This window comes from Acidobacteriota bacterium (genome assembly GCA_040752675.1).
GTDB lineage: Bacteria > Acidobacteriota > Polarisedimenticolia > JBFMGF01 > JBFMGF01 > JBFMGF01.
Genome location: JBFMGF010000107.1, coordinates 1 through 15,189, shown reverse-complemented (window position 1 = coordinate 15,189; position 15,189 = coordinate 1). Strand labels below are relative to the sequence as shown.

13 protein-coding genes are annotated in these 15,189 nt (G+C 47.9%); 4 read left to right on the top strand and 9 right to left on the bottom strand.

All coding sequences use genetic code 11. The annotated features are described in order from the left end of the window. On the top strand, positions 1 to 1,135 hold a 1,135-nt coding region (locus AB1756_09745; GenBank protein ID MEW5807612.1), incomplete at its 5' end, for an ATP-binding protein. A gap of 34 nt (positions 1,136 to 1,169) precedes the next feature. Here the strand turns inward: AB1756_09745 and AB1756_09740 are convergent. After that, complete coding sequence (locus tag AB1756_09740; protein ID MEW5807611.1) at positions 1,170 to 3,284, bottom strand: acetate--CoA ligase family protein; 2,115 nt, start codon at positions 3,282 to 3,284, stop codon at positions 1,170 to 1,172. Between the two features lie 250 nt (positions 3,285 to 3,534). Here AB1756_09740 and AB1756_09735 point away from each other — a divergent pair, with 250 nt between their 5' ends. Further along, positions 3,535 to 4,401, top strand: coding sequence for a DUF72 domain-containing protein (locus tag AB1756_09735; protein ID MEW5807610.1), 867 nt, complete (start codon positions 3,535 to 3,537; stop codon positions 4,399 to 4,401). On the opposite strand, the gene bamD is transcribed toward AB1756_09735, so the two are convergent. The 4 genes from bamD to AB1756_09715 form a co-directional block, all read right to left on the bottom strand. After that, entirely contained in the window at positions 4,382 to 5,146 is a 765-nt protein-coding gene (gene bamD, locus AB1756_09730) for an outer membrane protein assembly factor BamD (protein MEW5807609.1), read from the bottom strand. The two genes, AB1756_09735 and bamD, sit on opposite strands and share 20 nt — an antisense overlap. A 40-nt stretch (positions 5,147 to 5,186) precedes the next feature. Then, positions 5,187 to 5,597 (bottom strand): thioesterase family protein, encoded by a 411-nt coding sequence (locus AB1756_09725; protein MEW5807608.1) that lies wholly within the window; start codon positions 5,595 to 5,597, stop codon positions 5,187 to 5,189. A gap of 52 nt (positions 5,598 to 5,649) precedes the next feature. Continuing rightward, on the bottom strand, positions 5,650 to 6,312 hold the full coding sequence (gene rpe, locus AB1756_09720; GenBank protein MEW5807607.1) for a ribulose-phosphate 3-epimerase: 663 nt from the start codon (positions 6,310 to 6,312) through the stop codon (positions 5,650 to 5,652). Positions 6,313 to 6,420: 108 nt separating this feature from the next. Then, the gene (locus tag AB1756_09715) at positions 6,421 to 7,149 is read right to left on the bottom strand and encodes a PASTA domain-containing protein (protein MEW5807606.1); all 729 of its coding nucleotides are present in this window, start codon (positions 7,147 to 7,149) and stop codon (positions 6,421 to 6,423) included. A gap of 185 nt (positions 7,150 to 7,334) precedes the next feature. Between AB1756_09715 and AB1756_09710 the strand changes: the two genes are divergently transcribed. Together AB1756_09710 and AB1756_09705 are read left to right on the top strand one after the other, a co-directional pair. Next, positions 7,335 to 8,510, top strand: a complete 1,176-nt coding sequence (locus tag AB1756_09710; protein ID MEW5807605.1) for a tetratricopeptide repeat protein — start codon at positions 7,335 to 7,337, stop codon at positions 8,508 to 8,510. Between the two features lie 86 nt (positions 8,511 to 8,596). Beyond that, positions 8,597 to 9,307 (top strand): hypothetical protein, encoded by a 711-nt coding sequence (locus tag AB1756_09705; GenBank protein ID MEW5807604.1) that lies wholly within the window; start codon positions 8,597 to 8,599, stop codon positions 9,305 to 9,307. A gap of 40 nt (positions 9,308 to 9,347) precedes the next feature. On the opposite strand, the gene rsmB is transcribed toward AB1756_09705, so the two are convergent. From rsmB to AB1756_09685, 4 genes are all read right to left on the bottom strand, one after another. Continuing rightward, on the bottom strand, positions 9,348 to 10,721 hold the full coding sequence (gene rsmB / locus AB1756_09700) for a 16S rRNA (cytosine(967)-C(5))-methyltransferase RsmB (protein ID MEW5807603.1): 1,374 nt from the start codon (positions 10,719 to 10,721) through the stop codon (positions 9,348 to 9,350). Positions 10,722 to 10,801: 80 nt separating this feature from the next. Further along, positions 10,802 to 11,776: a methionyl-tRNA formyltransferase gene (gene fmt / locus AB1756_09695; GenBank protein MEW5807602.1), complete on the bottom strand. Its 975-nt coding sequence runs from the start codon at positions 11,774 to 11,776 to the stop codon at positions 10,802 to 10,804. Beyond that, a complete protein-coding gene (gene def / locus AB1756_09690; protein ID MEW5807601.1) occupies positions 11,773 to 12,300 on the bottom strand; it encodes a peptide deformylase in 528 nt (175 codons plus the stop codon). The genes fmt and def overlap by 4 nt, the downstream gene beginning before the upstream one ends. A gap of 161 nt (positions 12,301 to 12,461) precedes the next feature. Continuing rightward, entirely contained in the window at positions 12,462 to 15,125 is a 2,664-nt protein-coding gene (locus tag AB1756_09685) for a DUF6259 domain-containing protein (GenBank protein ID MEW5807600.1), read from the bottom strand. Positions 15,126 to 15,189: the final 64 nt, after the last annotated feature.

Sequence of the window (15,189 nt, the reverse complement as noted above, 5' to 3'; positions counted from 1 at the left end):
GACAGTACAGAATCGGCTGATCGAAGTGGAAAAGCTCTCCGCCATTGGAATGCTCGTGTCAGGGATCGCCCATGAATTGAACAACCCTCTCACCAGCATCATCGGTTACACGGACCTTCTTTACGGTAAGGCTTCGGACGACAGAGATAGGAAGAAGCTCGAGAAGATCGCCAGCGAGGCCCAGAGAGCCGTAAGGATAGTCAAGAACCTCTCCACATTTGCCAGAGAATCCAAGGCGGACAAAAGCCTGATCGACATAAACGATTTGCTGCGGCAGGTACTGAAATTCAAAGGTCGTGACTTCGTTTTGAGCAATATCAGAATCGTTGAAAAATTCTCTCCGGGATCGATGCATGCGATGGCAAACCCAGCCCAGATGGAGCAGGTCTTCCTCAACATCATTAACAATGCCGAGCACGCCCTCAAATTGATCCACGGAGAAAAGGTCATAACCTTGGAGACGGTCTCAAAAGATGACTGGATCGAGGTAAGAGTGAAGGACAATGGACCTGGAATTTCCGAAGAGCATCTGAAGAAGATCTTCTTCCCCTTCTTCACGACCAAGGATGTCGGGAGAGGAACGGGTCTGGGATTAAGCATCTGTTACGGGATCGTTGATGAGCATAGAGGCAAGATATACGCGGAGAGTGAATCAGGCCGGGGAGCCACCTTCGTAGTAAAGCTTCCTGCCAGAAGAGAATCTGCCAGAGATGCAAAGCTGGAGATGGGATCGGAACGGATCGAATCAGGGGTACTGAGCGGGAAGAAGATTCTCATCGTCGACGATGAGCAGGCTGTTCAGGAACTAGTATCGGAATTCCTGTCGATTCATGGCATCATAGTGGAAGAAGCTTCCAACGGTGTTGACGCCCTTGATAAGGTCAAAGCTGATGATTACGATCTCATCATTGCCGATATCAAGATGCCGGTTTTAAGCGGGATCAGCCTTTACAACATCGTTAGAGAGCAGTATCCCGCACTTATGTCCCGGTTCATCTTCATAACCGGGGATTCCGTAAATGAAGAAACGAACCAGTTCATCCATCAATCGGGAAGACCTTTCCTTCTCAAGCCGTTCAGCTCCGATGACCTATATAGGGTCGTCTACTCATTCTTCTTTAGGACTCAACCCTAAATGCTATCTTCTTCTCATCCAATTTCGATACCTTCTAATGGAGGGTGAGACGAGCATCAACGATCATGCAGTCCTCTCGCGATTCCGAGACGATGAAGGGATTTATATCCATCTCCTTGATCTCCTGGAAATCGGTGACAAGCTGGGAGATCCGCAGTAGCGATTCCTTTATGAGAGCCACGTTGACTCCCTTCTCTCCTCTAACTCCTTTGAGGAGAGGATAGGAACGGATGGAGGAGATCATCTCGTCGGCATCAACATCGGTAATAGGGTGAATGCGAGTACTCATGTCCTTCATAATCTCGACGTATATGCCGCCGAGCCCGAACATTAGAACCGGGCCGAATTGCGCGTCGTGAGTAACACCGATGATGACCTCTTTGCCCCCCTTGATCATTCTCTGGACCTTGATCTTCAGATTCTTATCCTTCGTGCCAAGCGTTTTCATTATCTCGCGATAGGCCATTCCCACATCGTCTGCATTCCTGAGATCAAGCTTGACCCCGCCCACATCCGTCTTGTGAGAAAACAGAGGTGAGATCGCCTTCAAGACGACGGGATACCCGATCCCTATTGAAAAATCTATGGCCTCCGCCGCACTGGCAACTATCCTCGAAGGGGCCACGGGCAATCCATAAGCTTTCAGGATCCCTTCGACCTCCCACTCATGGAGAAAATTTCTCTTCTGCCTGCTTGCTCTGGCGATGATACTGGCAACGGTTTTCCTGTCGACTTCGAAGGTGGCGGTGTTTCCAATCTGTCTCTCCTTCAGAATTCTGTATCTGTTCATTGCTGCCAGAGCGAGGGCCGCCTCTTCCGGAAAGGAATAGACAGGGATCCTGTTCTTCTTTAGCTCCTCGATTCCTTCTTCGCTTCTCTGCTTCCCCATAAAGCAGGAGAGCATCGGTTTATTCCATCCCTTCGCCGCGGCGATGATGCTCTTGGCCACTTCATAGGCATCAATCATCACCGGAGAGACGAAAATGACGATGAGCCCGTCGACATTCTTATCTTTCTTGACGATATCAAGGGTATGGGAATAGACCCTTGCATCGGAGCTGGCTATCATGTCGACGGGATTGGCCACGCTCGCTTCTGAAGGGAGGACCTTCTTAAGTCGTTCGGTGGTCTTTGGCTCAAAGGAGGTAAGTTTGAGTCCGAGGCTCACGCAAGCATCCGTGGCAAGGATGGCAGGACCCCCCGCATTCGTGACGATGGCAACTCTGTTTCCTCCAGGAATGGGTTGGTTGGAAAATGCCGTAGCCAGAGTGAACATCTCTCTCATGGAAGAGACTCTTATCACACCGCACTGTTCCAGTAGAGACTCAGTGGCTATGTCAAGGCCGCCAACCATGGACCCTGTATGAGATGAAGCCGCCTGCGCTCCTTGAGCGGTTCTTCCCGATTTCACCGCGATGATGGGCTTCTTTTTTGTGATCCTCCTCGCAATATTGGTAAATTTTCTAGGATTTCCGAAGGATTCCAGGTACATAAGGATGAGATGAACATTTTCGTCATCCTCCCAGTATTCAAGGAGATCATTACCGGAAACGTCCGTTTTGTTGCCCATGCTGACGAACATGGAGACTCCGAGATTCAGGTACTTGGCGTTGGCCAGAATAGCCTCGCCCAGGGCACCGCTCTGAGAGATGAATCCAACCTTCCCATAGGGAGGGGTCGAAGCCGCAAATGAAGCATCGAGCCTTATATCCGCCTCTGTATTGATGACACCCATACAATTGGGACCCACCATCCTCATTCCAAACTCTTTAACCTTATGCTTGAGCTTTTCCTCGAGGATGGCTCCCCCTTTTCCCGCCTCCTTGAATCCTGCCGTGATGACGATAAGCCCCTTTACCCCCTTTTGTCCGCATTCGTCCACGACGCGGAGAACTTTTTCCTTGGGGACAACGATGATTGCAAGGTCCACGTCATCCGGCACGTCGCAGATGGATGGGTAGGACTTCATAGAGTGGATGACAGGTGTGTTGGGATTGACCGGAAAGACCTTTCCATTGAACTCATACTCGATGAGATTGTGGATTATCTCCCTGCCAATGGTTTGCTTCTTGCGAGAAGCACCTATCACCGCTACGGATCGCGGCCTAAGGATGGAATCAAGCGACTTCATTCCCTTTGACTGGTCCACTTCATCCTCCCTTCTTGACATATCTTGATATATTTTAGCAGTGTCAAGGTTTGTTTTTTAATTTTACCACTTCTGGAAGCTTAAATCCTCCGTGAATGAATATAAGCAATCTTCAAGTTCGCTCGTACGTTGTGATCCATAGTGATTCTTCATATGAAGTGAACCTGAGGTTAGCTTCACTAGCACCCAAAACTGAGGCGTTACTTTTCATGCAGAATTTAAGTGGTAAAATAAAGAAGATTAGCTCACCATGATTAGGATAGGAACAGCTGGATGGACATACGATGACTGGGCCGGCATAGTGTATCCCGAAAAGAAGGAATGGGGATTTCAGCCGCTGACCTATCTTGCCGGGTTCTTCGATACCATCGAGATCAATTCCACTTTTTACAGGCCTCCTGCCGAGAAGATGAGCTGGGGATGGGTGGAAAAAGTGAGACACAATAAAGATTTCAAATTCACGGCCAAACTATGGCAGGGCTTTACGCATGATAGAGATGAGAAACATGCAGTCGAGGAAAAGGCTTTTAAAGACGGGATCAGACCCTTGATGGAAAACGGATTGCTCGGCGCCCTTCTTATCCAGTTTCCATACTCATATAAGTTCTCACCCGAATCAATGAATTACGTCGCGTCTCTCCTTAAGAGATTCATGGAATATCCACTTGTCGTCGAAGTACGTCATGCGTCTTTTGAGAGTGAGGAGTTCTACAATCTCCTGAAAGAAAATGCTGCCGGATTCTGCAACATCGATCAGCCCGTCATTGGAGCATCTCTCAAGCCTTCCTCGATCGTCACGTCGGATGTTGGCTACATAAGATTCCACGGGAGAAACTACAAGAACTGGTTTGCCGCCGAGCGTGAGGCCGCTCTCAGGTACGATTACCTCTACAGCTCGGAGGAAATGAAGCCCTGGATCGATAAGATAAAGAAAATGGCCGAAGAGACCGTCGACCTATTCATCATCCAGAACAATCATTTCAGGGGAAAGGGAGCATGCAACGCCCTTGAGATGAAGAGCGCATTGACTGGGAAAAAAGTTTTAGTTCCGGAGCCACTGCTCAGAGCCTTTAAGAACAGACTCGCGGCGATTGCATCTAACGCTCGAAACGGTTGAGGATCTCGCTTGCGTTTCGCGCATACTTGCTGTTGGGGAAATCCTTGACGACCTTATCCAGGTAGATCTTTCCTTCCGATGAGCTGTCCATCTTGAGAAGAGAATCTCCAAGAAAGTAATAGATCTTCTCCTTCTCTGGATACTCCTCATAGCCATTTAGTATCCCCCTGAAGCGGCCCGCTGCAGCCTGATAAGCTTTCTTTTTATGGTAGAACTTCCCGATAAGGAATTCATGCTCGGCGATCTTTTCTTCACATTTCGAGATCATCCCATCTGCAGCGCGAACGTAGGGAGACTCTGCATTGAGGGTTTTCACCTTCTTGAACTCATCGATTGCTTTGAAGGTTTGCTCCTGGTCGTTCTCAGGAGTGTTCGTGAGCCTGTAATAGCACATCCCGATTTGAAACTGCGCGTAGGGAGCCATCTTATGATCGGCATAGTAGGTGACGAACTCGGAGTAGGATTTTGCGGAATCGGCTATGCTCAGCATGTCATTGGCGTAGAAATTGGCATCCGCCGTGGCAAGGAAGATCAGCGGGGCAAGCTCTTTGGAGATTTCTTCCTTCACCCCCACATTCTTCAAGGTTGTGAGTGCGGATCGGAGCTTCCCGTTTTCTATCTTTGTTTGTGCCTCTTTGTAGATATCCTCGTTGGATTTGAGGATCTCGCTCTTCTTCTCCTTGCATCCAGAAGCGATGAGAATCACGCAAAAGATAAATACGAGAAGCGTTTTAGATTTCTGCATTCTCATCCTTTTATTCTCCCGCTGCATTTGTCCTCCCGTGTCATCTTTCCGTATTTTTCAGGAGCATCTCATTGATGTTCGCAGGCAGCTTTTGCGGTGTTCCCATCTCATCCGTGCAGACATGCATGGTGAAACCGGTAGCGATCTGCTTTCCATCTCCGACCCTCTTTACCTGATATTCGAACCGGATGCGGATGTAGGTTATTTCTTTCAGCTCTGTCTCGATCTCAAGCAGGTCGTCGTATCGTGCCGGGGACCGATAGCGGCAACCCACTTCCACGACGGGCATGAATATCCCCTGTCCTTCCAGATCTCTGTATGTGCAACCCAGCTCCCTCAGCAATTCGGTTCTTCCAACTTCGAACCAGGATAGGTGATGCGTGTGATGGACGAACCCCATTTTATCCGTTTCCGAATACCTCACACGAACGAACGTCTTGTTGTGCGCCATGCCCCTCCTCCGCGAATTTCAGATTGAACGGCTGGCTCCTCTCCAACGACTCCTATCTCTCTTCCGCAAGAATCCGAACAAATCTTTTTACCGTCTCTCTTGGATTGCCGGAACGAAATACCGAGGAACCGGCGACGATGTAATCCGCTCCAGCATCTCTCAATTCACGGAGGTTCTCTTCCCTGATACCGCCATCGATCTCGATCTTCGTGGCAGAATGATCTCTATCGATCAGCAATTTCAAATCCTTCGCTTTCCTGAGAGCACTGACAATGAACTTCTGGCCTCCAAAGCCCGGATTCACCGACATGATCAGGACGAAATCAACATCATGAAGTATGTCAACGATCGTGCTCAAAGGAGTTGCAGGGTTGATGGCTACACCTGCTTTGGCCCTTTTGCTTTTGATGTGATCGATGGTTCGGTGAAGATGCTTCACCGCCTCCTGGTGTACCGATATGAAATCCGCACCGGCATTCAGAAAGGCATCCATATGAGAGTCCGGATTCTCGATCATCAGATGCACATCGATCGGGAGGTTGGTGATGTTTCGCATCCACTCCACAACGACAGGCCCCACAGTTATGTTTGGAACAAAGTGCCCATCCATAACATCGATATGGACCATCCCCGCTCCCCCTTCCTCAATGGCTTTGACCTCAGCCCCCAGTCTCATGAAATCCGCAGAAAGTATAGAAGGTGCCAGTAGCGCCATATTTCTCCTGTTTCAAAACGTAACGGCCGATTCCTTCATTGCAAAGACCGCTAAACGAATCGATATATTGTCAGGCATTTTGCTTTTATTATCAACCCCACTCATCGATCAGTCCGTGACCGTGATGCTCACAGACTCCCCTTCAGAGACTGGATAGCCCGATGGAGGATACTGTGAGATTACCATAGCGCGCTGTTGGCCCGCTGCTCTTTCTTTCTTCACGATGCCGACTCTCAAGTCATGGGATCTCAACATGGAAGCCACTTCTGAGTATTCCCTGCTTAAGATATCCGGCATGATATAGACCTTCTTGCGCGTTCCCTGACTGATCAGGAGGTTAACGCCTCCCCCCTTAAGTTTCTCGCTGCCAGGTGGTGGCGACTGGGAGATGATTCTTCCCTCTTCCAGATCACTGCAGAGATAAGTTGCCGATCCGATATTCAATCCGTCCTGACCCACTTTTATCTTAGCGCTCCGCGCGGTTTCTCCGATGAGATCTGGAACCGAAATCGCCCTTACTCCCCGGCTCAGAATGACCCCTATTTTTCTCCCCTTTCTGGTTTTTGAGGCAGCAGGTGGATTCTGTGAAATGATCTTCCCTTCCGCTACCATCTCATCATTCTTTTCCCCTTCGACCTCGAGGAACAGGCCCTTTTCAGCAAGAATCCCATAGGCCTCCTTAACCTCTCGGTTTGTCACATCAGGAATAGATACTTCTGTCCCGATTACTGAAATCTTTATGGAAAGGTACGCTCCTGCTCCAGCAATAATCAGAAGTCCAAGGGCAATCCCGCCCCATTTCAGAACAACGAAGAGAATATTTTTGAGAAAGGTCATCTTTTGAAGATATGAGTTTCCATACATTTTTGAAATTATATACCAGCGAGAATAGGCTGGCAAATGGTATTGCAGTTCAATATTATTGGTCATATAAAAATGAAATTTAGACATATAAAGACGATTGAAAATGAAAATATTAGCGATAAAATTATATGTATAATTTTCTTTAATGAAAATTATATATGGAAAGAAAAGAAAATTATTCCAGAAAAGAAAATACTAGAAGATTGAGTGACTATCTTTTTAATCTGAGGACTGCCTCCAATCTGACGCTGAAACAGGTCGAAGAAATATCAAAAAGTTACGATGAGCAGATCAATTTTCATTATCTCAGCAAGGTGGAAAGAGGTCAGATCATGCCTTCCCTTCCAAAACTTCTGAGTCTTTCAAGAGTCTACAAGGTTAACCCGGCAAATTTCATCGATATACTCGAGCTGGAAAGCTATGAAAAGCTGGAGCCGGAAGTCGATGAATACCAGCAGTGCAAGCAGTATGGCGTTGCCTGTACCGAACACGGCGACTATAATAAGGCATTTGCCGCCTTCAACAAATGTCTCAGCCTCATTGAAAAAGAACCGGATACATCAAAGAAAAAGAGTCTTGCTTCGGAGATCCATCTGTGCATCGGCGGGGCTCTCAGAGGCATGGGCAAATTATCCCTTGCCAGAGAAGAGCTGGAAAAAGCCTTGCTGAACGTTGATATAAGCGATCATCTGAAAATGAGAGTGTACTGCTTCATGTCCGGTCTCTACTCTCACCAGAAGAACTTCCATCTCGCCAGCTTATATAATAATGAAGCTTTGAGAATGGCAAAGAGTTGCAAGGATGAGAGGATCGTAGCAAACGCGTATATTACCAGAGCCAATATTATTGCCGATTCGGACCCCGAGAAAGATGCAGAGCCTTATTACAGAAAGGGGATATCCTTATACAAGAAATTGAGGTTGACACCTGACCTTGTGACCTCCTTCTTTGATTACGGCCACTATCTCATTCAGAAGGGTAGATACGATGAAGCGATAAGCATAATTGAAGAGTACTCTACCATAGCCAAAAAGGAAGGCTTTAAGAAGCATTATGCTCACTCCATTCAAAATTTGGGAATCGCCTTTTTCCACCTGAAAGAATATGAAAGGGCAAAGATTCATCTCTCAGAAGCGCTGAGGATGTCCAGGGAGTATGAGTACATCAGCATCGCTTTTGTTTGTTTATTTTATCTATGGAAGATCGCCATCTACGAGGGGAATCAGGAATTGCAGAAAACCCTGTTGAAAAGCTTGAAGTTCTACAGGGTGAAGCTGGAATTAAAATTCGATGAAGTAGAGGAGTTCGATTTCCTGATCGGCCGCATGCGGTAAAGAACGGAGAAGTCATTGGCGAGCTTCGATGAAGTAAAAATCATATCACACAAGCCTTTGGCTTGTGCTATGTGGAGGGTTTTTTCATGAAAAGAATACTTCTATCTCTCGTCATCTTTTTCGCAGTATCCATCTTTGCAGATACCGGGCAATGGTACATTGAAACAAATCCTGCCAGCGGGAATCCTGAAGCAGTTTGGTCTGCAAAAGGTGGTTCGGACTCCAGCTATGAGATCAGATACTCGTATCTCGATGGAACGGAATGGGCACCTTCAGTTGCCATTACGACGGATTCCGTCGATGATCTTGATCCCCGCCTGGCTTTCGATCTTTCAGGTAACAGGAATGCCGTCTGGTGGTCCGATGGAACATACGACATCATCCAATACAGTTATCTTCCTTTCTCAGGAGGCTCCTGGAGTTCGCCCCTCTCTATTTCCAGTTCCTCGGAAAACTGCCGTTATCCATCTGTCGTAGCGCATAATAGCGAGGTATGGTTCAGCTATGAGAGGATCAACAACTCAGGCTACAGGGATGTGCTCTGCTCTACAAAAGAATACCCGGAACCATTTCCAACATTCGTTATCTCTAATACGCAGCGGCAGACTGAACTCCGGACTAAAATCCACTCGATCAATGGACATCTCTGGGTCGATTGGATCGACTCGGCTAGCTATCTGGGGTACAGCGAAAGAATAAGCGGTTTATGGTCATCAGCCCAGTATGAAAGTTACTCTGGGGAGGACGATGTTGAAAATGGCCGTCAGAGGATCAGGCTGAAGATCGTCGGCAATTGATACAAAAGTCGCCATCTATTACAGGATGATGGACTTCCATTCAGGAGGCTATTCTTCGAAAGAGGGAAGCAAAGAAGCCATCGAGGTTATCCCTGTGGGGATATGTCCTGAAGAAAGTACGGGAAGACGTCTCACATCCAGCTCCTCCATCGACGAATTTTCTGGCTTTTGCGGGAAGTCCTACCGAGGGATCTTCAAGTTCGAAATGAGGATTTGCTTTTAAGAAAGATGTTGCGAGAGCATCTGTTTCTTCCTCTTCGATACTGCAGACAGAGTAAAGTAGAAGTCCACCCTGTCTTACAATCTTTGCTGCTTCGTTCAACATGCGGAACTGTCTTGCAGATAGTCTTACGATCTCTTCTTCTCGAAGCCTCCACTTGATGTCGGGGTTTCGTCTGATCACTCCCGTCCCAGAGCAAGGGGCATCGAGCAGGACGAAATCAAACTCTTCTTTTAGAGGGATGCCCTCTTCGAGATCTGCAACAAGAGGGAAGATATTTGCCACTCTCATCCGCTTGATATTTTCCTTAAGTGAATTGATCCTCGACGGTGATGCATCGACTGAGACTACAAAACCTCTGTCTCCCATGGCCAGAGCCATTCTCAGACTCTTTCCTCCTGGAGCGGCGCACAGATCCGCAACCTTGCCAGACAGTTCCTTCCCGAAAATGAGATGGATTAGCTGGGAAGCCTCATCCTGAATGTAGAAGCCCCCTGCCCTGAAGATCCCAGTCCTGTGAGGAAGCCCCTCTTTGATGATAAAGGCATCATCGAGATATTCAGAAGGTACGACCTCTACTTCCTCCCTTCTCAACTCGGCAAGGACAAGATCCGTTGGATGAACCTTGCTATTGACCCATATGCAAATTGGAGCATGTCTGTTATTGGCACTGAGGAGTTCTTCGGTTCTCTCCGGACCGAATCTTTTGATCCACCTTGAGACCAGCCATTCTGGATGGGAGTAATAGATGGAAAGCCACCTTTCAACATCCTTTTCCCTGTCGGGAAAGGTTATTCTGTCAGGCTCTCTCGATATTTCTCTCAGCACGGCGTTCACGTAAGATGCTCCGCTTCTGCCTGCTTCGCTCTTTGCGAGCTCGACCGATTCATCGATGGCAGCATGACGAGGAACCCTATCAAGAAAAAGCAACTGATAGACGCCTAGCCTGAGTGCAATCCTCACGGGAATATCCAGTGATTCAAGCGGTTTGTTTGAATAGAGGGAAAGGATATGATCAATCTTTGGAAGCCATCTTATCAGACCCACGATGAGCTCATAAGCCAGAGAAAGCTCTCTGCTGTCAAGTGGAACAAGGTGAATATTTTCAAGGAGGATAGAAAGAGGCGGCTTCCCGGCCTCAAAGACCCTGAGAATGTTATAAGCTAACCTTCGAGCTTTCGATCTGACAGCCAAGGCGATCTCCGGGCTCCAGAAATCATGAGATTTCCTTGAAAGCGAATCGAATTCGTGGATCTCCAACTATATTTGTTTCATCAAGAGACGAAACGATCCCCGACCTTTAAATACCTTCCATTTAGCGCTTCTCTCGCAGTGATCTCACTTTTCCCTTCAGGTTGAAGATTCCTGATAGCGAGAATTGTGTTATCTCCGCATAAAACATTTATCGCTCCACCGTGAGAGGAGATGACAGTCCCGGACCGGGCACCCATGAATATGACATTACTGGATATGGATTCTATCTGAAAAACATCCGGTGCCGGTCCGGCATCAGTGATCTTTACTCTCCTTGAATTGATTGTGGAGTAGGCTCCTGGCCAGGGATGGAAGCCTCTTACCATGTTTGCAATGTCCACAGCGCTGCTGCTCCAGTTGATCTTACCATCCTCTTTTTTAATGATGGGAGCATATGTGGCTTTAGAATGGTCCTGCGCAACTGGTCTTATCTCTCCTCTCTCCCACTGATCGAGTGTCCTGAGCAAAATACGCGAGCCAACTTCCGCTAGTCTTTTTGAAAGAGAATCCGCTCTCTCCTCTTCCAGAATCTCAACCTCTTCCTGAAGTAAGATTTCGCCTTCATCCATCCTCTCATTCATCAAGAATGTCGTGATACCGGTCTTCCTTTCCCCCCTGACGATTGCCCAGTTAACGGGGGCAGCTCCTCTGTACCTCGGCAGTAAAGAAAAGTGAAGGTTGACGCATCCGAGTCGTGGGATATCGAGAATTCTCTTCGGAAGGATAAGACCATAGGCGACCGCTACTATACAATCAGGATAGATATCTTTAATTATGCTTTCGGGATGCTCATCGTGCCTGAGGCTCTCAGGCTGAAAAACTCCGATCGCTTTTTCAATGGCCCAAGTCTTGACCGGAGGAGGGGTAATTCTGCACCCTCTCCCGGAAGCTCGATCTGGCTGTGTAAAAACGGCCTCGATTGTATGGCTCGAATGAAATATCTTTTCAAGGGAGGGAAGGGCGATCTCAGGAGTCCCCATGAAGACCAGTCTCATTCGATGACTCCGGTCCACTCACCAGACTTCATCATCTTTCTGATCTGTCTCTTGATGAAATCCCGCTTCAGCATAGATAAGCGAGAAATGAAAACCTTTCCGTTCAGATGGTCGATCTCATGCGAGAGCGCTCTCGCCATCAGACCCCCCCCTTCTATGAGATACTCTTCACCTTGAAGATTAAGCGCCAGCACAGTCATCTTCAAGGGCCTCTCGACAACTTCAGTAAATCCTGGAAGAGAGAGGCACCCTTCCTCCTCAAACTGAAGACCTTCAGCGTTGAGGACTTCTGGATTGATGAGCACCTTCGGGCTTCTCTTGTCTTCCTCTTGCGCTACATCTATGACTGCGATCCTCAAGGGGATCCCCACCTGGTTTGCGGCAAGTCCAACACCGGGCGCCGCATACATCGTCTCGAACATGTCCCTGATGATGTCTCTGATGGAATCGTCAATCCTCTCGACCGGCTTCGTCGAAGCGAGCAACGTATTCGAAGGATATTTCAGGATCTGAAGGATCGCCATTACTTTTCTTCCCTCAACAGGATTTGCTTTGTTCCCTTCTCAAAATCATGTTGAATTTAACATAGAATTTTTTATGCTGTCAAATGGATAGAGTACACACTATCGGCTTTAAAGATGAGTCCATCGGACTCCGCTGACGCATGCTATTAAAAGGATGCTGCTTACCAGGTGAGGTCGAGGGTACTGGATTTTACAACGTTGATGCTGGCTGGGTAGCCGGCACCGTCATCAACGAGGTAGTAGTAATTCACCTCATCGTTTAAGACATCGTCTGAGTAACTGTTTCCCTGAGCAGTGGCGATGACATTCTCAGGGGATTTCAGATTGATCGGGCTCGTAGACCTGTAAATTCGGTACAGGCAATCTGGACCATCGCAAGCCTCAGGAACTGCTTTGACCAGAACAACCTTTCTCGCAGAAAGGTCAACGGAAACGGTCGAGGTTCCTGAAAAATGCCCGAGGCTCATGTCTTCTGCAGATGAGATTTTTCGCACTTCATAATTCAAAAATTCCAGACCATGCTTTGATGGGTCAACCTCGATCTCGATGGTCTGGTTGAAGCTCTGGAGATTGACGAAGCAGAGTCCGAGCGATTCATTGTCATGGTTCCATGCCTGGTGCAGAACGCCGTCGACAGTGTGATCACCCTCTTCATAATATTCCTGACCTTTCTCGATTCCCGAGGAGGTATCGGTCTGCCTCTTGAAAGTATTGTAAAGATGCCAGTCGAGAGTGATTTTTGGAACTGGTGTCAGTATCCTCGCTGGTCTTGCCATCATCCCGTAGGCGAGATAATCCTTCGCAAATCCTGTCCTTGCGCCTGATATCTCTTTGAGAAATTCTTTCTTGCCCGCATCTAACCCGTAAGGGCTTATGTCCATGACGTCATAAGTCTCTTTGTAAGTCTCATACCAGGTCCAGGGCAATGTCATCCCGGGGAATCTCTCAAGCGCGCTCAACTCGTAATTTAGCTCGAGCAGGGCGCCCCATAGGGCAATCCTTCCACCAATCCAGTAAAAGATCTCTCCAAATTCAGGAGCCACCTTCGCGTTTCCATCGAGCCTGACGGGACCATACTCATGGTAGATATAATCGAATATGGGGATCTTCTCAGCCCAGCCGGATTTTTCCGCGTCACGGAATTCATCCCCCTCGAGCATGCTCATGGGACCGGCTCCCGCTCGCGCCTGATAGAAATCCACTTGGGATATGAAGAGTTCCGATATCATCTCCGTGCCCTGAGGGACGAACCTTCCCCTCGCATTGTTGACTCCATCCCTGTTGTTTTCGAGCATTGCCCTGGCGGCATCGATCATCCATCTCCCCTGCCCTTTTGGGTGACTGTGTCCCGCATTTTCACACTTCATCCTTCCGAGACCGACTCCGATGTCGTAGTAGCAGGCATCTGTATTGTAGTTCCGCAATATCTTCTCGTCCCTCCATCCATGAAAATCCTGCCACTCCTGAGTCGCAGGGCAAATGTACGCCCACGGGTTATCCTCAGGGTCGGGTATCATCTCGTAGGGCTGCCATGGAGCAACGGGGTCCGTCGCAGGGTCAGGGGATGGCTCATCCCACTCTTTAGCGTTCCTGCTGAAGTGTTGATTGAATATGAATGGGGCAAGGTAGTCACCATTGGAATGGATCTTCGTGATATTTGTTATGTTTACTCTTCCGTCATTCCAATCGTTGTAGCCACCGTACCATTCCGAGTCGGGAGTTCCACCAGGCCACCAGAACCCGGAAACATGAAAGACCGGTGCATCTATGAGTTTATGCATCTCGTTAAACCAGGCGGTCTGGTCAAGATTGATGCTGATACCGAACGTGGCAAAGCCAACCTTCTCAATCAGCCATCTGGAACTTTCGGCATCGTTCTTATCTTTCAATTTCCCTTCGCTGCACCAGTTCTGCTGGATTGCCCATTCCTTGTACCTTTCCACCCCTTCGTACCAATTCCCTTCCTTCAATATTCCGATAAGGGTGGTATAACCAGGCGCAAATCCGTTACCGGGAGCGGTGTCCCAGTTGAAATGCTCGAAGGTCGTCCAGAGATAGTCATCGTCCTTATCTTTGTAAAAATTGATATTCTTAACCGTTCCATGAGGATCGAGTGACGCAAGGTAGAATCCTCCCGAACCTTCCCTAAAGTACTCCATGAACTGAACTGGGGCACCAGAATAACCGTCGGGATACTTGTACTTTCGGTTCGTAGCTCCTTTCTTGAAATTCTGGTATGGGTTTCGGAAGATATACCCGGTGGCAACGGGATGGGCAAGAAAATCATCTCCTCCTTCAGGCTGAAGAGCTGCAATCCCTCTGACGATGGGATATTCTATTGAGATGACCTTCTGGGCAGCATTAGAGTTAAGGACATTCACTGTGAATCCGGCATTGAGCGCGTCGGATGGAAGCTCTACCCTTGCCTCGATCCTCATCCCTTCAATCTCCGTATCCCATGCAAGATTGTAAGCTTCTCCATCAGGAAAAGATTCATCCTTATGATAAGCAAATGAGATGAAGTTCTTCGTGTATCCACTCTCAGTCTGAAGATTCCAGGGAATGGTGCCCGTCGTATCCTTCACAAGATCGAGGGATCGGACCAGGTTTCTAACCTGCTTGATTCCCCCATTTGCAGAATCAAAAGTGATCTGAAGATTGGAATTGGCTACCGTGAAGATGCTTAAGGTCACTTTATCTCCATCATCGATCTCATTTCCGAGAATGGAGGTCTGAAAACAAGAAAAGAGTATTGCTGTCGAGATGAAGAGCACGAGCACCCTGCATCCATACTGGATTTTCAAAATATGGCATCCCTTTTTCAAAAAGCCCTCTCCAGAAAGCTGTTGAGATTCATTAATTGCATTTATAGCCATGACATTATTATTA